At 66.4% G+C, this 20,067-nt stretch carries 19 protein-coding genes and 3 pseudogenes; 13 read left to right on the top strand and 9 right to left on the bottom strand.

The window, feature by feature from the left end; translation table 11 throughout:
• Positions 1-5: 5 nt before the first annotated feature.
• From denD to HYN69_RS06130, 6 genes and pseudogenes are all read right to left on the bottom strand, one after another.
• A complete protein-coding gene (gene denD, locus HYN69_RS06155; RefSeq protein ID WP_108434979.1) occupies positions 6-971 on the bottom strand; it encodes a D-erythronate dehydrogenase in 966 nt (321 codons plus the stop codon).
• A gap of 12 nt (positions 972-983) precedes the next feature.
• Positions 984-1,625 (bottom strand): class II aldolase/adducin family protein, encoded by a 642-nt coding sequence (locus HYN69_RS06150; protein WP_108434978.1) that lies wholly within the window; start codon positions 1,623-1,625, stop codon positions 984-986.
• Positions 1,625-2,713: an S-methyl-5-thioribose-1-phosphate isomerase gene (mtnA, locus tag HYN69_RS06145; RefSeq protein ID WP_108434977.1), complete on the bottom strand. Its 1,089-nt coding sequence runs from the start codon at positions 2,711-2,713 to the stop codon at positions 1,625-1,627. The genes HYN69_RS06150 and mtnA overlap by 1 nt, the downstream gene beginning before the upstream one ends.
• Positions 2,714-2,726: 13 nt before the next feature.
• Positions 2,727-3,980, bottom strand: coding sequence for an S-methyl-5-thioribose kinase (gene mtnK, locus HYN69_RS06140; protein ID WP_108434976.1), 1,254 nt, complete (start codon positions 3,978-3,980; stop codon positions 2,727-2,729).
• Between the two features lie 12 nt (positions 3,981-3,992).
• Complete coding sequence (locus tag HYN69_RS06135) at positions 3,993-4,841, bottom strand: sugar phosphate isomerase/epimerase family protein (protein WP_108434975.1); 849 nt, start codon at positions 4,839-4,841, stop codon at positions 3,993-3,995.
• A pseudogene (locus HYN69_RS06130) lies at positions 4,838-5,697 on the bottom strand (sugar-binding transcriptional regulator). Before HYN69_RS06130 ends, HYN69_RS06135 begins: the two are co-directional and overlap by 4 nt.
• A 223-nt stretch (positions 5,698-5,920) precedes the next feature.
• Between HYN69_RS06130 and HYN69_RS06125 the strand changes: the two are divergent.
• From HYN69_RS06125 to HYN69_RS06075, 13 genes and pseudogenes are all read left to right on the top strand, one after another.
• A complete protein-coding gene (locus tag HYN69_RS06125) occupies positions 5,921-7,042 on the top strand; it encodes an FGGY family carbohydrate kinase (RefSeq protein WP_230426551.1) in 1,122 nt (373 codons plus the stop codon).
• Complete coding sequence (locus HYN69_RS21320) at positions 6,925-7,404, top strand: FGGY-family carbohydrate kinase (protein WP_230426550.1); 480 nt, start codon at positions 6,925-6,927, stop codon at positions 7,402-7,404. The genes HYN69_RS06125 and HYN69_RS21320 overlap by 118 nt, the downstream gene beginning before the upstream one ends.
• On the top strand, positions 7,401-8,438 hold the full coding sequence (locus HYN69_RS06120; protein WP_108434974.1) for a thiamine pyrophosphate-dependent dehydrogenase E1 component subunit alpha: 1,038 nt from the start codon (positions 7,401-7,403) through the stop codon (positions 8,436-8,438). Before HYN69_RS21320 ends, HYN69_RS06120 begins: the two co-directional genes overlap by 4 nt.
• A complete protein-coding gene (locus HYN69_RS06115) occupies positions 8,435-9,439 on the top strand; it encodes an alpha-ketoacid dehydrogenase subunit beta (protein ID WP_108434973.1) in 1,005 nt (334 codons plus the stop codon). Before HYN69_RS06120 ends, HYN69_RS06115 begins: the two co-directional genes overlap by 4 nt.
• A pseudogene (locus HYN69_RS21895) lies at positions 9,400-9,591 on the top strand (biotin/lipoyl-containing protein); the annotation flags it as partial. The gene HYN69_RS06115 and the pseudogene HYN69_RS21895, both read left to right, overlap by 40 nt.
• Positions 9,592-9,755: 164 nt before the next feature.
• A pseudogene (locus tag HYN69_RS21890) lies at positions 9,756-9,851 on the top strand (hypothetical protein); the annotation flags it as partial.
• Positions 9,852-9,896: 45 nt separating this feature from the next.
• Positions 9,897-10,655, top strand: coding sequence for an alpha/beta fold hydrolase (locus tag HYN69_RS06105; RefSeq protein ID WP_230426506.1), 759 nt, complete (start codon positions 9,897-9,899; stop codon positions 10,653-10,655).
• A gap of 206 nt (positions 10,656-10,861) precedes the next feature.
• A complete protein-coding gene (locus HYN69_RS06100) occupies positions 10,862-11,842 on the top strand; it encodes an autoinducer 2 ABC transporter substrate-binding protein (protein WP_108434971.1) in 981 nt (326 codons plus the stop codon).
• Between the two features lie 77 nt (positions 11,843-11,919).
• Positions 11,920-13,407, top strand: coding sequence for a sugar ABC transporter ATP-binding protein (locus HYN69_RS06095; RefSeq protein ID WP_108434970.1), 1,488 nt, complete (start codon positions 11,920-11,922; stop codon positions 13,405-13,407).
• A complete protein-coding gene (locus HYN69_RS06090; RefSeq protein ID WP_108434969.1) occupies positions 13,404-14,390 on the top strand; it encodes an ABC transporter permease in 987 nt (328 codons plus the stop codon). The genes HYN69_RS06095 and HYN69_RS06090 overlap by 4 nt, the downstream gene beginning before the upstream one ends.
• The gene (locus tag HYN69_RS06085) at positions 14,387-15,367 is read left to right on the top strand and encodes an ABC transporter permease (protein ID WP_108434968.1); all 981 of its coding nucleotides are present in this window, start codon (positions 14,387-14,389) and stop codon (positions 15,365-15,367) included. Before HYN69_RS06090 ends, HYN69_RS06085 begins: the two co-directional genes overlap by 4 nt.
• A gap of 48 nt (positions 15,368-15,415) precedes the next feature.
• Positions 15,416-16,417 (top strand): dihydroxyacetone kinase subunit DhaK, encoded by a 1,002-nt coding sequence (locus tag HYN69_RS06080; RefSeq protein ID WP_108434967.1) that lies wholly within the window; start codon positions 15,416-15,418, stop codon positions 16,415-16,417.
• Entirely contained in the window at positions 16,414-17,022 is a 609-nt protein-coding gene (locus HYN69_RS06075; protein WP_108434966.1) for a dihydroxyacetone kinase subunit L, read from the top strand. The genes HYN69_RS06080 and HYN69_RS06075 overlap by 4 nt, the downstream gene beginning before the upstream one ends.
• A gap of 33 nt (positions 17,023-17,055) precedes the next feature.
• Here the strand turns inward: HYN69_RS06075 and HYN69_RS06070 are convergent, their stop codons facing one another.
• Genes HYN69_RS06070 through HYN69_RS06060 form a run of 3 tightly spaced genes read right to left on the bottom strand, consistent with a single transcriptional unit; the run spans position 17,056 to position 19,906 of the window.
• On the bottom strand, positions 17,056-18,117 hold the full coding sequence (locus tag HYN69_RS06070; RefSeq protein WP_108434965.1) for an aldo/keto reductase: 1,062 nt from the start codon (positions 18,115-18,117) through the stop codon (positions 17,056-17,058).
• A 25-nt stretch (positions 18,118-18,142) separates the two neighbouring features.
• Positions 18,143-18,973 carry an SDR family NAD(P)-dependent oxidoreductase gene (locus HYN69_RS06065; RefSeq protein WP_108434964.1) on the bottom strand — a complete coding sequence of 277 codons (831 nt, stop codon included), beginning with the start codon at positions 18,971-18,973 and terminating at the stop codon, positions 18,143-18,145.
• Between the two features lie 36 nt (positions 18,974-19,009).
• Positions 19,010-19,906: an NAD-dependent epimerase/dehydratase family protein gene (locus tag HYN69_RS06060; protein WP_174213601.1), complete on the bottom strand. Its 897-nt coding sequence runs from the start codon at positions 19,904-19,906 to the stop codon at positions 19,010-19,012.
• Between the last annotated feature and the right edge of the window lie 161 nt (positions 19,907-20,067).

Raw genomic sequence — 20,067 nt, 5'->3', positions numbered from 1 at the left:
CTTGCCTAATGCTCGGCTGCGGGCAGATCATCCTCGATGAACACACGGATGATCTCGGCGAAATCCGCCTCGGCGCGAAAGCCCAGCGCCCGCGCCCGCGTCGCCTCGAAGTCGCCGGGCCAGCCTGCGACAATGGCCGCAATCGCCTCGTCCGGTTCGCGCCGGATCAACGCCACCGCGTCATTGCCCGCCACATCCCGCAACGCCTCGACCATCTCGCCCACCGTCGCCGAAACACCCGGCAAGGTGACAGCCCGCCGATGCCCCAGATCCCCCGTATCCATCCGCGCCGCGTGCAGAAAGAACCCCACCGCCGCGCGCGGGCTGGCGAACCAGTGGCGCAGGCCGTCCCCCACCGGCAGCACCGCAGGCCGCCCCAGCAAAGGCTCGCGCAGGATGTTGGAAAAGAACCCCGACGCGGCCTTGTTGGGCGCACCGGGCCGGATGCATATCGTGGGCAGCCGCAACGCCACCCCGTCCAGCATCCCGCGCCGCGAATAATCTTCCAGCAGCAGTTCCGACACCGCCTTTTGCGTGCCGTAACTCGTCATGGGTGCGACAAGCTGCGTATCGCCCACCCGCTGCGGAAACGGCGCCCCGAACACCACGATGGACGAGGCAAAGACCACACGCGGGCAATAGCCCCCGACCCGCCGTATCGCCTCGAACAGCGCCCGCGTCCCGTCGAGGTTGGCGCGGTAGCCCTTGTCGAAATCCCGCTCCGCCTCGCCCGACACCACCGCCGCCAGATGCAGGATCAGGTCGGGCCGCAGCCCCACCAGCCGCTCGGCCACCCCGTCCTCGCCCAGATCCAGCGCAAGGCAGCGCAGCCGCCCCGCAAAGCCCGCAGGCGCATCGGGGGCCACCACATCGACCAGCGTCAGCGCCGTCGCGTCCAAGCCCCCCGCCACGATGGCCGCGACCAGCTTTCGCCCGATCATCCCCGCAGCACCCAGCACCATCACATGCATCGCGCCCCCCCCTCAGGCCTTTGGCCCGTAACCGGCAAAGCCTGCCGCCGCCTCGGCCAACTCGGCCGGCGTCAGGATCACCCCGCCGCCGATCTGCAACACATGGTAATACTGGTGCGCCAGCGCCTCCAGTTCATGCGCCAGCCACGCCGCCCGCGTCAGGGTCGGCCCACCCACCACCATGCCATGATTGGCCATAAGGCATCCCGCCCGCCCCTCCATCGCCGCCACGACCGCATCCGACAGCGCCGCCGTGCCGAATGTCGCATAGTCAGAACAGCGGATCTCCAGCCCGCCGAATGCCGCCATCATGTAATGCACCGCCGGAACCGGCTTTCGCGCAATCGACAGGATGGTGGAAAACGGCGCATGGGTATGGACGATCGCCTGCAACTCGGCACGCGCGCGGTACAGGTCGCGGTGGAAGCGCCATTCCGACGAAGGTTTCATCGGCCCCGTCCAGCCTTCCCCGTCAAGCGGCATGAATGCCAGCATCTCCGGCTCCAGATCCGCCCCTCGCACCCCCGAAGGTGTGACCAGCATCCCCGCGCCGAACCGCGCCGACACATTCCCCGACGTCCCGCGGTTCAGCCCCGATGCGTCCAACTCGCGCACCACCCGCACCACATCGGCCCGCAACTCCCGCTCGTCCATCACTGCCCCTCGCGGTCGGGAAACATCGCGGCCAGACCGTCAGCCGTCGCAGGCGCAACCCCGCGCTCGGTGATCAACCCCGTCACCAGCCGCGCAGGTGTCACGTCAAATGCGGGGTTCGCCGCAGGCGTCGCCTCGGGGCTGATCCGCAGCCGCCCCACCGTGCCATCGGCCAGCTTGCCCTGCACGAAAGACACCTCGTCGCCCGACCGCTCCTCGATCGGAATCTCGCGCACCCCGTCCCTCACCCGCCAGTCGATGGTTGGCGAAGGCAGCGCCACATAGAACGGCACCCCGTTGTCCCGCGCCGCCAAGGCCTTGAGATACGTGCCGATCTTGTTGCACACATCGCCCTGCGCCGTGGTCCGGTCGGTGCCGACGATCACCATATCCACCTCGCCATGCTGCATCAGATGCCCGCCCGCATTGTCCACGATCAGCTTGTGCGAAATCCCGTGGCTCGCCATTTCCCAAGCCGTCAGATGCGCCCCCTGATTGCGCGGCCGCGTCTCGTCGACCCAGACATGCACCGCAATCCCCGCCAGATGCGCCTTGTAGATGGGTGCTGTCGCCGTGCCCCAATCCACCGTGGCCAGCCAGCCCGCGTTGCAATGGGTCAGGATGTTCACCACCCCGCCCTTCCTTTCCGCAATCTCGCGGATGATCCCCAACCCATGCGTCCCGATGGCCGCATTGATCGCCACATCCTCGTCTGCAATCCCGGCCGCCCGCGACATGGCGGCATCTGCCCGCGCCGAAGGGGCCAGCGGCATCAGGAACCGCGCCATCTCCTCCAGCGCCCAGCGCAAATTCACCGCCGTGGGCCGCGTTTTCACCAACACCTCATGCGCCCGCGCCAGCCCTGCATCGCTTGCATCCTCGCGCATCGCAATCGCCACGCCATAAGCGGCCGTCGCCCCGATCAAGGGCGCGCCCCGCACCCACATGTCGCGGATTGCGGTCGCCGCCTCCTCCAGCGTGCCCAGCGTCACCACCACGAATTCATGCGGCAGCCGCGTCTGGTCGATGATCCGCACCGCGCCATCCTCGACCCAGATCGACCGGTAATGCCCCTGCCCCACCTTCATCTTGCACCCACCTTCATCTCGCAACCGACCTTTCGACGTCCTGCACCAGTGCTGCCACATCCCCGACCGCCAGACCATGCCGCATCACGGCGATGATCCGCCCCGCCTCGAGCGCCCGCGCCTCGCAGGGCCACCGCCGCGCAGGATCGGCAATCGCCTCCATATCCTCGACATGGGCAAGGCCAAGGATCCGGCGGTGCAACTCGACCCCGCAAAACCCCATCGCATCGGTCCAGATGCCGCGCAGCACCGCCACCAAAGCCGCCTCGGCCCCCGCCGCATCGCCCGCATCCTGAAACAGGCTCCGCTCGTAAAGCAAACCCGTCCGCTCAGACCGCCACAACCTCCCGAACTCGGCCGCAAACTCGGCCCAGACTTCGGAAAACTGCGCCAGCAGATAAGCCCGATACCCGTCACGCGCTCCCGAAGCCGCCTCGTGCCCGCTTTGCGAGAAATACCCCAGCAGGATATTGGCCAGAAACATCCCCACATCGAACCCGAACGGCCCGTAAATGGCGAATTCCGGATCGATCACCTGCGTGTCCTCCGCCGTCACCATCAGCGACCCTGAATGCAGATCGCCATGCACCAGCGTCTCGGCCTTGGCGACAAAGGCGTGCTTCATCTCCTGCGCCGCGATCCGCAAGGCGCGGTCGGCCCGCAAGGGGGCGATGAACCCATCAAGCCCCGCCGTATGCCGGTTCAACCGCGCGTCAAAGTAAGGGTCCGAAAAGACAAGGTTTTCCGTGATATCCGCCAAGGCATGGTTGGCGCAGAACAGCGCCATATCCTCGCGCAGGGCCTTGCCGCCCATTGCCAGCCCCGACCCGCGAAACAGGCTGCGCGCCAGAAACAGCCCCATATGCCGGGCCATATGGCCGTGCTGCACCCCCCGCACCACCGATTTGCGCAAGATCACATGCGGCGACAGATAGCGCATCACGATCAGCGCCTGTTCCTCGTCGAAATGGAACACTTCCGGCACCCGCCCCGCATCGCGCGCGGCATGACGCACCAGCGCGTGATACTCGAAAAAGGCGCGGTTCAGCGGCAAGGGCCAACTGTCCCCCACCAGCCGGATATAGGGCAAGGCCTGCTTGACCACGACCGCCCCCGCCTCACCCGTCACGATGAACACAAGGTTCAGGTTCCCGTCCCCGACCTCGGCCACCTTCCAGCCCGCCGCAGGCCCGATCCTGCCGGTCAAAGCCTCAAGCCCGCCCAACCGCGCAGGCAAACTGTCTGGCGTCAGCGCCGCATATCCCATCGCCGCACCCCGCTATATCAGCCCGTATTGCCGCGCCTTGTTGCGCAGGAAGGGCAAGCCCTCGCCCATCACCACATCGCGGCTTTCCGCCACCGGTCGCCACACCGCCAGACCGAATGCCACCTCGGGCGACATGTCGATGAAGCTCTCCATCGCCAACCCGCCGGTGAACCCCACCGCCTTCAGCGCGCCAAAGATTTCATCCCAGCGCACGTTCCCCGATCCGGGCGTGCCACGGTCGCTTTCCGACAAATGGATATAGCGCAGGTATTTCGCCGCATCGAGGATGCCCAGTGCCAGCCCCCGCTCCTCGATGTTCATGTGGTAGGTGTCGAGATGGATGAACAGATTGTCTGCCCCCACGCGTTCGACCATCTCCACCGCCTGCCAGCCGGTGTTCAGGATGTGGTTTTCATAGCGGTTCACCGGCTCGATCCCCAGCTCCAGCCCCAGCTTTTTGGCATAACCCGCAGCCTCGACCAGCACCCGCGCGATATTGTCGCGCTCGGCCTGCGTGGGCGGAACCCCCGTGCGTTCCCCGATCCCGCCATAGGTCACGCCGGTCAACGCCAAAGCGCCAATCGCCGCCGTCTGGTCCAACGCCAGCTTCAGGAACTCCAGCGCCGCCTCGGGATGCTTGGACGCATGCTTTCCCTCGGGCAGCCCCAGCGAACAGACCGCAGGCATGCCATGCCTTTCCAGCAAGCGCCGCGAATGGACAGCGTCGACCTTTTCGGGCGACAGCAGCGCCACCTCGATGAAATCCATCTTGTAATCCACCGCAGCGGCCACCGCCCGCTCGGCCCCGGCGTGATCCCACGCCATCGTCCACATCGACGTATGAACCCCGAACCCCTTCATGCCCCGTCTCCTTCCAGCAATGCCAAAGCCAATCCCTCGTCCACCATCAAACGGTCCACGAAGCCCGCGCGCAGCACGGCCAGCGTGGCCACCGCCTTGCCCCGCCCCGCCGCCAGCAGCAGAACCTTCGACCGCTGCAAATCGGCAATCCCGATCGACGGCGCGCGCGCGTTCAGATCCGTCTCGGCCAGCGCCCCGTCGGCGCGGAAAAATTTGCCCGTGGTGTCGGCCACCGCCCCCGCCCGCCCCAGCGCCGCAATCTCGTCAGGCGTCAGCACGCCCGTCGCCTGCAACAGCGCATCGGCCGTGCATTCGCCGACCGAGATCACCATGTGATCCGCCCGCTCGGCCAGCTCCAACGCCTCGCGCACCATGCGCTGGCTCAGGATCACCTGCGCCGCCTCGGCGCTGTCGGCCAGAAACGGCGCAGGCAGGAACATCGCCCGCCCCCCGTGGTTGCCGCCAGCCGGACGCAAACGTCGAACGGGCTGGTGGCAGAGGTCCGCGTCATCGACCCCATCAGCGACACGAAACACAGGTCAGGATTCTTCAACCCCGTCAGCGCCTCGGACATGGCGGCCACCGTGCGCCCCCAGCCCACACCCACGACCAAAGGCCCCTCGCGCCCCACCCGCGCCAGCCAGCCCGCCGCCAGATGCCCCACCGCCCGCCGCGCCGCATCGTCCCCGTCGCCGCTGTCGGGTGCCACCTGCACCTCGTCCAGCCCGAAGCGCTGCGCCAGCCGGTCGGCCAGCGCCAGCGTCCGCACCGCCCCGTGCTCCAGCGACACCCGCACCAACCCCAGCTCGCGGGCTTCCGCCAGCAATCGCAACACCTTGAAGCGCGAAAGCCCCATGCGGCGGCTGACCTCTTCCTGACTCATCTGGCCGATGTGATACAGCCAAGCCGCCTGAACCAGATCATCCCCGCCGCTCACCACCGCCTCCACCCAAAACGCGCGTCAACTAGACACTTGACCGCCCCCTTCGTCAACGCATATCAACAAAAGTGCAAACACCGCACAATGTTGCAGGCGCAGCATTGCGGTTGCAGAAAAACGGAGTCCCTCCTTGGCCTATGTGATCGGCATCGACGGCGGAACCGAAGGGCTGCGCGCCCATGTGTTCGACCTTGCCGGTCGCTCGCGCGGGGTCGGCAAATGCGGCTATGAAACCCGCTTTCCCGAACCGAGCCACGCCGAACAGAACCCTGACGACTGGTGGCACGCCGCAGGCATCGCCGTGCACGAAGCCATCGCCAACGCGGGCATATCCCCCGACCAGATCACCGCACTGGCCTGCGACACCACCTCCTGCACCGTGGTCGCCCTCGATGCGAACGGCCGCCCGCTGCGCCCCTGCCTGCTCTGGATGGACGTGCGCGCCCACCGCGAAGCCGCCGATGTCGCCGCCTGCGGCGACCCCGCCCTGCGCCTGAACGGCGGCGGTCGCGGCCCCGTCAGCCCCGAATGGATGATCCCCAAGGCGCTCTGGCTCAAGCGCAACCAGCCCGACCTCTGGGCGCAGGCAGCGATGGTGGGCGAATATCAGGACTACCTCACCCTGCGCCTGACCGGCCTGTGGACCGGCAGCCTGAACAACGCCACCATGCGCTGGCACTACCAGACCCAGCACGGCGGCTGGCCCGCATCCATGCTCGCCCGCCTCGACCTGTCAGACCTCCTCCAACGCTGGCCCGCCACCCTTGTCCCGGCAGGCCAGATCATCGGCCCCCTCACCGCCGATGCCGCCCACCACCTCGGCCTCAATGCCGGAACCCCCGTGGTCCAGGGCGGGGCCGATGCCTTCATCGGCATGATCGGCCTTGGCGTCACCGCCCCCGGCGACCTCGCGCTCATCACCGGATCGTCGCACCTGCAACTGGGTATAGCCGAACGTTCCGTGCACGAAGCGGGAACATGGGGCACCTACATGGACTGCGTCTACCCCGACCGCCCGGTGATCGAGGGCGGGCAAACCTCGACCGGTTCGGTCATCGCATGGTTCAAGCGCCACTTCGCCGAACACACCGATTTCGACACCCTGAACGCCCTCGCCGCAGCCCTCCCCCCGGGGCCGAAGGCCTGCTCGCCGTCGACCACTTCCAGGGCAACCGCACCCCCCACACCGACCCGCTCGCCCGTGGCGCGATCACGGGGCTGTCGCTCAAACACACCCCCGCCCATGTCTACCGCGCCCTGATCGAATCCATCTGTTTCGGCACCCGCGCGATTGTTGAAGCCTTCGGCGATGCCTTCCACCCCCGCCGCATCGTCGTGGCAGGCGGGGCCACCCGCTCTCCCTTCTGGCTGCAAGTCCATGCCGACACCCTCGGCCTGCCGTTGATCCTGACCGAAGAAACCGAAGCCTGCGCGCTCGGTTCGGCCGTCCTCGCCGCCCATGGCGCGGGGCATTTCCCCACCATCGACGCCGCCGTCGCCGCCATGGTCCGCGTGGCCCGCACCGTCGAACCCGACATGGCCACCCACGCAGCCTATGCACCGATCTACGCCCGCTACCGCGCCGCCTACCACGCCCTCCAACCGCTGCGAGCCCCCGAATGAACGCCCCCCACCTGCCCACCAACACCGCAGCCCTTGGCCGCTACCGCATGATGCGCCGCATCCGGTCGTTCGAGGAACGGGTGGGCGAGCTGTTCCTGAAAGGCGAAAGCGCAGGCTCCATGCTGCATCTCTCCATCGGCGAGGAAGCCGTGGTCGGCATGACAGATGCCATGCAGGCGGGAGATACCTTCACCACCCACCACCGTGGCCACGGCGTCTTCCTCGGGCGCGGGGCCGACCCCAAACGCATGATGGCCGAAATCGCGGGCAAGGAAGACGGCTATTGTCGTGGCAAGGGCGGCTCGATGCACATCGCAGACCGCGCGCTTGGCCACCTTGGTGCAAATGCCATCGTCGGCGGCGGCATCCCCCATATCGTCGGCGCGGGCATCACCTATCGCAACGGCGGCACCGGCCAGATTTCCGTGGCCTTCTTCGGTGACGGTGCCATGTCACAAGGCATCCTCTACGAATCGATGAACATGGCCGCGCTCTGGCACCTGCCGGTCATCTTTTGCTGCATCAACAACCAATACGGCATGGGCACCCGCGTCGACCGTTCGGCCGGCCATCGCGACTTTCCCGCCCGCGCCGCAGCCTTCGGGCTGAACACCGCCCGCGCCGACGGGGCCGATGTCGAAGCCGTGCACGATGCCGCCCGCACGCTGGTGCAGGCCGCCCGCGACGGCAAACCCGGATACCTCGAGATCGACGCCTACCGCTTTTACGGCCACGCCCGCATGGACAAATCCCCCTACCGCACCGCGGACGAGGAAGCGACAGGCCGCGCCCGCGACCCGCTTTCAGCCGCCCGCACCCGCCTTTCTGCCCATGGCCTTGCGACCGACGACGACCTGACCCTCATCGACGCCGAAGCCGTCACCGAAATGGACGCCGCCCTGTCGCACGCCATAGCCGCCACGCCCCCCGCCCTGTCCACCATGTTCCAGGACGTCTACGCCCCCGGCACCCCCGCCCCCCGCCCGCAGGCCGAGCGCCTCACCGCAATCCTGAGCGAAGGGGCCCGCGCATGAGCCTGACCCAATCCACCTACCGCGAGGCGATCCGCCAAGCCCTGCTCGACGCCATGCACGCAGACCCTTCGGTCATCCTGATCGGCGAAGAAGTCGGCCTTTACGGCGGCGCCTACGGCGTCACCAAAGGCCTGATCGACATCTTCGGCGCCAACCGCGTGATCGACGCACCGATTTCCGAACCCGCAATCGTCGGCGCAGCGGTCGGGGCCGCCATGACCGGCCTGCGCCCCGTGGCGGAACTGATGTATGTCGATTTCATTGGCATGACGATGGACCAGCTCGCCAATCAGGCCGCGAAAAGCCGCTACATGTTCGGTGGCCAGATCGGCGTGCCGATGGTCCTTCGCACGCAGGGCGGCACGGGCCGCTCCGCCGCCGCCCAACATTCCCAAAGCCTCGAGGCATGGGTGATGCACACCCCCGGTCTGCGCCTGATCATGCCCGCTACCGTGAACGACGCCTATCACCTGCTGCGCCAGTCGCTCACCCAACCCGACCCCGTGGTCTTCATCGAACACAAGGGCCTTTATACCCTCAAGGGCGATCTCGACCCCGACACCCCCGATGGCGCTTGGGGCCAGCCCGTCACACGCCGCAAGGGGAGCGACCTCGTCATCCTCTCCTACAGCCGCATGCTGCACGAAAGCCTCGCCGCAGCCGACCGCCTCGCCGCATCGGGCATCGAGGCCGAGGTGATCGACCTGCGCTGCCTCAACCCGCTGGATGAGGCCCCCCTGATCGAGGCCGTCAAACGCACGGGCCGCGCCATGGTCGTCACCGAAGCCGTGGTCACCGGCTCCGTCGCCTCGGAAATCGCCGCCCGCCTGACCGAGTCCTGCTTCGACTGGCTCGAAGAACCGATCCTGCGGGTGGGCGGCGAGGATATTCCCATTCCCGTCTCCCCCGCCCTCGAACGCGGCTCGATCCCCTCGGCCACGCTGATCCACGATACCGCTCAATGGCTTGTGACCCGAAAGGCCCCGGAATGGGCCGCATAACCCTCACCCTGCCCCGCCTTGGCGAAACGATGGAGGAAGCGCGGGTCACCGATTGGCTCGTCACCCCCGGCACCGCCTTCAAACGCGGAGACGTGCTCTTGGAGGTCGAAACCGACAAGACCGTGGTCGAAGTCCCCGCCCTGACCGACGGCACCCTTCTGGAACAGCTCGTCCACCCCGGCGAGATGGTCGCCCTCGCCCACCCCATTGCGCTGGTCGAAGCCGAAGGCGCAGAAACGACCCCCGAACCCGCCCCCCAAACCGCCCCCGCAGCGCCAGCCCCCGCCGCAGCAGCGCAGGCAGCGATCCCCGCCCGATCCGCCCCCCCCGCCCCGCAGCCAGCCCCGCAGCCAGCCCCGCAGCCAGCCCCGCCGCCCGCGCCGCCGCCCGCCGCAGCGGTGCAGACCTCGCGCTCGTCGCAGGCACGGGCCGCCGTGGCCGCATCACCGCCGCCGATGTGACCGGCACCACCCAAGGCCAAGCCCCCACCGGCAGCGCCGAGGCAATCGTCCTCCTGCACGGGTTGTTCGACAGCCCGAAAGGCTGGCGCGACCTGCCCCGCCGCCTTGCCGCCGCAGGCCACAGCGTCCTCGCGCCCGACCTTCCGGGCCACGGCGACAGCGCCCCCGCCGCGACCCTCGACGAAGTCTTGACCACCCTCGCCCAAACCGTAACGCAAGCCATCCCCGCTGGCCCCCTCACCCTCATCGGCCATTCCCTCGGCGCGGCCCTCGCCGTCAAAATCGCCACCCTCATGCCGCAGCGCATCGCACACCTGATCCTGTCGGCTCCCGCAGGCCTCGGCCCCCGCATCAACCCCGATTTCACCCAAGGCATGCTCGCCGCCGAAACGCCGCAAGCCCTCGCACGCGCGCTTTCGCTGCTTGACGCAGGCCCCCTGTCCCCCACAGCGCTCGCGCAGGAACTCGCCCGCCTGAAAGCGCAGCGCGCGGGCCATGCCCCCCTCGCCGCCGCCCTGTCATCCCACGGCTTCCAGCAGATCGACATCACCGCCGACCTCGCCCGCCTGACCTGCGCCACCACCGTGATCTTCGGCACCGCCGACCGCATCCTTGACTGGCGCTGCATCGAACACCTGCCCGCCACAACCGCGATCCACCTGATCCGCGGCGCGGGCCACTTGGCCCACCACGCCGACCCCGACCTCGTGCTGTCCCTCGTCACCGCCCAAAGGAGCACCGCCACCCGCGCCTGACCTGCCCGCACTGTGCAAAGACCGCTCCGGCCCATCAGGCCAAGGGGGCGGCGCCCGCCTATGGAAAACCCAAATAACCCATTGTATGAAAACGATTTTTTTAGCGTCAACCGCTGAAAAAACACTGGAATTACAATCCAGACTGCCTAATCTGTAGCCAAGAAAAGAAATGCCCCGAAACGGGGTGTCATCAGGGAGGAAGTCTTATGAAATCCGTAAAGTTGCTCGCCGTTCTGGCCGCTTCGGCCTCGATCCTCGCCCTGCCCGCAGCGGCGCAGGACTCAAAGAAAATCGCCACGGTCGTCAAGATCGCCGGCATCCAGTGGTTCAACCGGATGGAAGAAGGCGTCAAGCAATACGCCACCGACACCGGCAACGATGCCTTTCAGGTCGGCCCCGCACAGGCTGACCCGCAGCAGCAGGCCGCCCTGATCGAAGACATGATCGCCCAGGGCGTCAACGCCCTCGCCGTCGTCCCGATGTCGCCCGAGGCGCTGGAACCCGTGCTGAAGCGCGCCATGGATGCGGGCATCACCGTCATCACCCATGAAGCCGCCAGCCAGCAGAACACCAACTACGACATCGAAGCCTTCGTGAACGAGGATTTCGGCGCCAACCTGATGGAACAGATGGCCACCTGCATGGGCGGCGAAGGTGAATACGCCGTCTTCGTCGGCTCGCTCACCAGCCAGACGCACAACCAGTGGGTCGATGGCGCAATCGCGTACCAGAAGGAAAAGTATCCGAAGATGACGCTTGTCGGCGACAAGAACGAAACCTTCGACGACCAGCAGAAAGCCTATGAAAAGGCACAGGAAGTCCTGCGCGCCTTCCCGAACGTCAAGGGCCTGCAAGGCTCGGCCTCGACCGACGTCGCAGGCATCGGCCTTGCAGTCGAAGAAAAGGGTCTCGGCGACAAGACCTGCGTCTTCGGCACCTCGCTGCCCTCGATCGCGGGCCAGTATCTCGACACCGGCGCGGTCGATGGCATCGGTTTCTGGGATCCGTCCGTCGCAGGCTATGCGATGAACAAGCTCGCCACGATGGTGATGAACGGCGAAGCGGTCACCGATGGCATGGACCTCGGGCTTGAAGGCTACAACAAGGTCAAACTCGACGGCAAAGTCATCTACGGTCAGGCTTGGGTCAACGTGAACAAGGCCAACATGGCCGACTATCCGTTCTGATCCTTCCCATCGGGGGCGGCGCCTTGCCGCCCCCTTTTCCGCCCGACCATCCGGTCGCCGACCGATCAAGGATCCTCATGCCAGACGCATTGGTTACGCTCGACGGCGTGACGAAAACCTATTCCGGCATCACCGCGCTCGATGGCGTCAGCCTGTCCATAGCGGCGGGCGAAGCCGTGTGTCTGGCCGGCGAGAACGGCTCGGGCAAATCCACCCTCATCAAGATCCTCGCAGGCGTCGAACAGCCCGACCGTGGCCGCATCGCCTTTGCAGGCGTGACCCAAGGCCCCCTCAACCCGCGCCTCTCGGCAGCGGCGGGCATCAAAGTGATCTTTCAGGACTTCTCGCTGTTCCCCAACCTCTCGGTCGCCGAAAACATCGCCTTCTCCGCCGAAATTGGCGCAGGCGCACGGCTCTACCGCAAGGCACGCATCCGCGACCTCGCCACCCGCACCCTTGCGCGCATCGGCGTCGACATCCCGCTCGACGTGGCGGTCGAAACCCTCTCGGTCGCGCACAAGCAACTCGTCGCCATCTGCCGCGCCTTGGCCACCGAAGCCCGCCTTATCATCATGGACGAACCCACCACCGCGCTCACGGAACGCGAGGTGCGGGTGCTTCTGGGCATCATCCGCCGCCTGAAAGCCGATGGCGTGGCCGTCCTTTTCGTCAGCCACAAACTGGCCGAGGTGCTTGAGGTCTGCGAACATGTCGTGGTGCTCAGGAACGGCGAAAAGGTCGCCGAAGGCCCCGCGACCGACTTCGACGCAGCCTCGCTCACCCGCCATATGACAGGCCGCGACGTTGCCGCAAGCCCGCCAGCCCCCCTGCCCGCCAACGCCCCCGTCCTGATGCAGGTCGAAAACCTGCACAAGGATGGCGCCTGCACCGACATCTCCTTTACCCTCCACGCAGGCGAGGTGCTGGGCATCTCGGGCCTTCTCGGGTCAGGCCGCACCGCACTGGCCAAGGCGCTCTTCGGCCTCGTCGCGCCCGACCGTGGCAGCATCACGCTGAACGGCAAGCCCGTCCCCACCGGCAACCCCCTTGCCGCCGCCGAAGCTGGCATCGGCTACGTGCCCGAAGACCGCCTGACCGAAGGCCTGTTCCTCACGCAAAGCATCCTGCAAAACATCGCCATAGGCCGCCTCGACGCGCATGGCAGCACCGCAGGCATCCTGGACCTGCCCGCCCTGATGTCCGAAGCGCGCGATTGGCTCAAACGACTTTCGGTGAAAACAACCACCCCCGATGCCCCCGTCCGCTCGCTGTCGGGCGGCAACCAGCAGCGCGTGGTGCTTGCCCGCTGGATGGCCCGTTCCCCCCGCGTCCTGATCCTCAACGGTCCAAGCGTCGGCGTCGATGTCGGCTCCAAATCCGAAATCCACGGCATCATCGCGGGCCTTGCCGCCCAGGGCCTAGGCGTCATCGTCATCTCCGACGACCTGCCCGAGGTGCTGGCCACCTGCCACCGCGTCCTCGTGATGAAATCCGGCCGCATCACCGAAGACTTCGACGCCCGCGCCGTCACCGAAACCGAACTCGCCCACAGGCTGGCGTCATGAAAATCGACTGGACCCGCAACGAAACCCTCGTCGCCCTCGTGATCCTCGGCTTTTGCGCCGCCGCCGCGATGTCAGACCCAGGTTTCCTGTCGCTCGCCACCCTGACAGACCTGCTGCGCGGCGGCATCGTCCTTGGCATCTTCGCGGTCGCGGCCCTGATCGTGCTGATCTCCGGCGGCATCGACGTGTCCTTCACCGCCGTCGCCGCCTTTACCATGTATGTCACCGCCATGATCCTGAACGCCGCCCTGCCGTGGCTGCCGTGGTGGGCCGCACTCGCCTTTGGCATGGCAGTCGGCGCAGCCCTCGGCGCATTCAACGGCGTGCTGATCGCGTTTTTCGGCCTGCCCACGCTGATCGTCACGCTTGGCACCATGTCGATCTTCCGTGGCACCATGCTCACCTTCATCGGCCAAAAGCAGATCACCACCCTGCCCCCCGGCATGCGCGATTTCGGCCGCATGATGCTCCTGCGCGGTGAAAATTCCGACGGCTCGTTCTACTCGCTGCACGGCGCCTTTGCCGTCACCGTCCTCGTCGTCGTGCTCACATGGGCGATCCTGCACCGCACCATGCTGGGGCGGCAAATCTTCGCCATCGGCGGGTCGGAAGAAAGCGCGCGCCGCATCGGCATCAACGTCTCGCGCGTGCAGTTCTTCGTCTACATCTACGTCGGCGCCCTTGCAGGCCTTGCGGGCATCATCCATGCCAGCATGGCCCGCGTCGCCAACCCCTTCGACCTCGTCGGCCTCGAGCTGTCCGTCATCGCCGCCGTCGTCCTCGGCGGCGCACGCCTTGCTGGTGGCCACGGCACGCTCACCGGCACCATCCTTGGCGTGGCCCTCATCGTCCTTGTCCGGAACAGCCTGATCGTCCTTGGCATCCCCTCGACATGGCAATCTGTCACCATCGGTTGCCTCATCCTGCTCGGCACCGGCCTGCCTGCGTGGCAAGCCAAACGCGCCGCCGCCCGCGCCGCATGAACGAGGTTCCAATGCTCACCCGCTTCACCGCATCGACCGAAGGCCGCCTCGCCCTGATCGCGCTCGCCGTGTTCCTCGTCATGGCGCTGCTCTCGCCCGACAAGTTCCTGAGCGTGCAGAACCTCACGTCGATGGCCTTCCAGTTCCCCGAATTCGCCATCCTCGCGCTTGCCATGACCATCACCATGCTGACCGGCGGCATCGACCTGTCGGTTGTCGGCATCGCCAACATGACCGCGATCGTCGCAGCCCTCATCCTGACCAAACTCACCGGCAGCGGAGACGGCTGGGCCGTCCTCGCGCTCGCCCTGTCGGTCTCGGTCGCGGTCGGCGTGGTCGCGGGCCTGTTCAACGGCATCCTCATCGCCACCCTCGGCCTGCCGCCGATCCTTGCCACCCTCGGCTCGGGCCTCATCTTCACCGGCATCGCCATCGCCATGACCGGCGGCTCTGCCGTCATGGGCTTTCCCCCCGCCACCGCATGGATCGGCAATTCCACGGTGCTGGGCATCCCCACCCCCCTCATCGTCTTCGCCCTCCTTGCCCTTGGCATCTCGCTTTTGCTCACCCGCACCGGCTTTGGCATCAAACTGCGGATGTTCGGCGCGAACCCGCTCGCCGCCCGCTACGCAGCCATTGACATCGACGCCATGCTGTTGCGCGTCTACATGCTCTCGGGCGCGCTCGCCGCCATCTCGGGCATGGTGGTGATGAGCCGCGCGAATTCCGCCAAGGCCGATTACGGGTCAAGCTACCTGCTCCTCGCCGTCCTCATCGCCGTGCTCGGGGGTGTCAACCCCTACGGAGGATACGGGCGCGTGATCGGCGTGGTGCTGGCCGTCCTGTCGATGCAATTCCTGTCCTCGGGGATGAACATGCTGCAAGTCTCGAACTTTGCGCGTGAACTGATCTGGGGCACCCTGCTCATCCTTGTCATGATCATGAACACATGGCGCGCCAAGCCCCGTAAAGCCTGACCACACCCGGCCTGACCGCGCCACGCCAGAAACCGAAAGGGACCCCCGATGAAAAAGATCCTCAACAACCCCGTCGATTACGTCGACGAAATGCTGGCCGGTTTCACCGCAGCCCATCCCCAACACTACCGCCTGCACGGCGACACGGGCCGCGTCGTCGCCCGCGCAACACCGGGGGCCAAGGGCAAGGTCGGCATCGTCACGGGCGGCGGTTCCGGCCACCTGCCGGTCTTTACCGGCTATGTCGGCACCGGCCTTCTCGATGCCTGCGCCATCGGTGACGTCTTCGCCTCGCCTTCCGCCGAGCAAATGGCCGATGCCATGCGCGCCGCCGATACCGGCGCGGGCGTGCTGCGCCTTTACGGCAATTACGGCGGCGACATCATGAACTTCGACATGGCCGGCGACCTCGTGGAATTCGAAGACATCCGCTGCACCACCGTCATCCTTGCCGACGATGTGGCATCCGCCCCCAAGGACGAAGCCGCCAAACGGCGCGGCGTGGCGGGCATGGTCTATGCCTTCAAGATCGCAGGCGCAGCCGCCGAGGCAGGCCGCGACCTCGACGAAGTCACCCGCATCGCCCAGAAAGCCGCCGACGCCTGCCGCTCGGTCGGCGCGGCCCTGTCGCCCTGCACCGTGCCGCAAGCCGGAAAACCCACCTTCACCATCGCCGAGGACGAGATGGAAATGGGCATGGGCATCCACGGCGAACCGGGCGTCTGGCGCGACAAACTCCGCCCCGCCGATGCCATCGCATCCGAAATGATGGACCGCCTGCTCGACGACCTGCCGATTGCATCGGGCGACCGCGTCTCGATCCTCGTCAACAGCCTCGGCGCCACCCCGCCCGAGGAACTCTACATCCTTTACCGCACCGTCAAAGCCCGCCTCGACGCCGCCGGTGCCACCACCGTCATGCCGCTTGTCGGCCGCTACGCCACCAGCATGGAGATGACGGGCGTGTCCTTCACCCTCATCAAACTCGACGCGGAACTCGAATCCTACCTCACCGCCCCTTGCGACTGCGCCTTCTGGAGCGTGAAATGACCCTGACGACCGACGATCTGCGGGCCGCCATCACCCGCCTGACCGCCGCGATGGAGCGTGAGTTTGAAACGCTCAACGCCGCAGACGGCGCGCTTGGCGACGGCGACCTCGGCGTCACGCTCACCCGTGGCATGCGGGCGATCACCGACCTTGCCCCCACCCTGCCCGAAGACCTCGGCCAGGCCCTGCTCGCCTGCGCGCAGGCCTTCACCAAAACCTCCGGCTCCAGCTACGGCACGCTCATGGCCACCGGCCTGATGTCCATGGCCAAAACCCTGCGCGGACAAACATCCGTCGACGTGGCCGACCTCCCCGCCCTGATCGCAGGCGCACGCGACGCGATGCAGGCACGCGGCAAGGCTGATCTGGGTGGCAAGACCGTGCTCGACAGCCTCGACGCCGTGGCAAAGGCCACCGCAGGCCAGACCGATGCGGTCCCGATGGCCGACACCGCCACCCAAGCGGCCAAACAGGCGTTGGACGATATGCGCGGCAAGGTCGCCACCATCGGCCGCGCCCGCATCTTCGGCGAAAAGACCATCGGCATGGACGATCCGGGCATGCTGGCCATGACCGCGATCACCGCAGCCATCGCCAACCGCTGAAACAGGCCCCGCCGCACAGGCGGGGCCGCACCCTCACCACTTCGGCGGCGGGTTCCCGTCATGCATCGCGTGATCGGCGGGGGAAAAGCGGTCGACCGCAAACTGCCCCTGATGCCAATAGGGGTAGATCAGCGGCGGGCGGCTCACCTCGTTCAACCGTTCCAGTTCATCCGCCGTCAGCTTCAAATCGACCGCCGCGAAGTTATCCTCGAACTGCGCCGCATTACGCCCGCCCACAACCAGCGACGTCACCGCAGGCCGCGTCAGCAACCACGCCAGCGCCACCTGAGCGGCCGAAACCCCGTGCGCCTCGCCGACCGAGACAAGCACCTCGACAATGTCATACAACCGTTCCGCATCGCGGATCGGGGGTTCGGTCCATCCCGCAAACTGCCGCGTCCCCTCGGGCGTCGGCTTGCCGCGCCGGTGCTTGCCGGTCAGCAGCCCGGCGGCGAGGGGCGACCACACCAGCACCCCCAGCCCCTGATCGACGCTGATCGGCAGCAGTTCATACTCCGCCTCGCGCGCCTCGATGGTGTAATGGATCTGCTGCGTCACGAAGCGCTCGCGCCGGTCACGGTCGGCCACGGCCAGCGATTTCATCACATGCCAGCCCGAATAATTCGAGCAGCCGAAATACCGGACCTTGCCCTGCTGCACCAGCATATCCAGCGCCATCATGGTCTCCTCGACCGGCGTGGTCCCGTCCCATTCGTGCATGTAATAGATGTCGATATGGTCCGTCCGCAGCCGTTTCAGGCTTTTCTCGCACTCGCGGATCAGGTGCCAGCGGCTCGTGCCCTCGTCATTCGGCCCCGTCCCCACCCGCATCCGCGCCTTGGATGTGATCAGCACATTGTCGCGCCGCCCCTCCATCACCTCGCCCACGATCTCTTCGGCCACCCCGCTCGAATACATGTTGGCCGTATCGAACAGGTTCACGCCGTGATCGATCGCCAGATCGACCAGCCGCCGCGCCTCGTCCACGCCGGTATTGCCCACCCGCGCAAAGGGGCCGACCCCGCCAAAAGTAAACGTCCCCATCGTGATCGCCGAGACCTTCAGCCCCGACCGTCCAAGCGTCCTGTATTCCAAAATCTTCCTCCCAGAAGGTTTCGCCCTAAAGCGATGCTTTGAACAACTCCGCATACTCGGGATGCCAGCGCGACAAGGGCGGTCGGTTCTCGGCAATATCCCCCGCCGCCCACAGGATGCGCCTGGCATCCAGCTCGCGCGTCACCTCGTTATCGGGGCAAAGGATGTAGAAATCCCCCCACGCCACGCTGTGCAGCATGAACTCCACCGTCTCCTCGGGCGTCCATGCCCCTGCGGGCTTTTCCACGCGGCCATGCGCTGTCAGCGGCGTAAAGACAAACCCCGGAACGAACAGCCGCGCCTCGACCAAGCAGCCCGCACGGCCCCGCAAATCATGCTGCAAGGCTTCGGTGAACACCTTCACCCCCGCCTTCGACAGGTTATAAGCCGGGTCTCCGGGCGGCGTGGTGATCCCCTGCTTGGATCCGGTGTTGATGATCAACCCCGCCTCGCCCCCCGCGATCATGCGCGGGCCAAAAACCTGCGATCCCCGCACCACACCCATCAGGTTGACGCCAAGGATACGCTCCCAATTCTCCTCGGCATCGAAAATGCTGCTGCCGGGCTGCATCCCCGCATTGTTCATCAACACATGCACCACGCCGAACCGCCCGTAAACCGCATCCGCCAGCGCCCGCACCTGCGCCGCATCCGCCACATCGCAGGCCATGGCCATCGCATCAGGCGCCCCCGCCGCCAGCGCAGCCGCCTTAGCCGCGTCAAGCGCAGGCCCCGCCAGATCGGCCACGCAAACCCGCATCCCCATCGACGCGAACCGCACCACCGCCGCCAGCCCGATGCCCGAAGCCCCGCCCGTCACCACCGCCACGCGGCCCTGCCCGATTGCCGGATGCACCCCGAACCCTCCTGTCAGCTTCGCCCCATAACCCGCTCAACCCTTTACATAATCACGCCAGTCATGCGCCTCGCGAAACCCCAGAACCTCGCGGATTTTCCGGTTCGACAGCGGCGCTTCAAACCCCTGCAACGCCCGCGTCACAGGCGTTCCGGGCGCATGTTTGGCCAGAAACTCCGCCGTAGGCTCATGCGCGGTGATCGTATCGTTGACCGCGTTGAACACCTGAAACCCCAGCCCGTCCTTTTCGATGCACAGATGCACGATCTCGCCCAGATCCCGCGCATCGATATAGCTCCAGGCATTGCGCTTCCGGACCGCTGGGTTCGCCAGATAGCCCGGAAAATCCCGCGCATATTCATGCGGCTCGATTACATTGCCGATCCGCAGCGCATAGATATCGGCCCCGTAGCGCATGGCAAAGGCACGCGCCGTCTTTTCGTTCACCACCTTCGACAGGCCATAGCTGTCCATCGGGTCGGTGTCGTAATCCTCCTCAAGCGGGAAGGAATGGTAATCCCGGTCGCCTTCGGCAAAACAAACGCCATAGGTCGTCTCGGAACTGGCGATGATGACCTTGCGAACGCCCAGCTTCATCGCAGCTTCGATCACGTTATAGGTGCTGACCACATTGTCGGCATAGGTCTTGTTGTCGGGGTTCAGCAGCATCCGCGGCACGGCGGCGAAATGCACCACCGCATCGGGCGCCTGCGCGGGCTGCCCCGCCTCGAACCCGTCAAACCCGAAATGCGACGTCAGCGCGTTGAACACCTGCCCGCTGTCGGTCACATCCGTGATCAGCGTGTTCACCCCCGGATGGTCGAACGGCTTGAGATCGAGGTTCAGCACCTGATACCCCTTGGCCAGCAGATGCGGCACGGCATGGCGTCCGGCCTTGCCGGTCCCGCCGGTGAATACGATGCGCTTTGTCATGATCCGGTCTCCAACCTTTTGCAGTCCGGCGCGGCGCACCGGCCCTAAGCCAGTGCCCCGCCCCGATATTTCCCCCAGCCTATCCACCCATTAGCCCGATTTCACCCCCGAAACCGACACGCCCGCCGATTTGACAGCGCCCCCGCTTTGCCCCAGCATCG

Source organism: Gemmobacter aquarius, from assembly GCF_003060865.1.
GTDB lineage: Bacteria > Pseudomonadota > Alphaproteobacteria > Rhodobacterales > Rhodobacteraceae > Paragemmobacter > Paragemmobacter aquarius.
The sequence above is the reverse complement of the archived record's forward strand: the minus strand, read 5'-3'. Positions and strand labels throughout refer to the sequence as shown.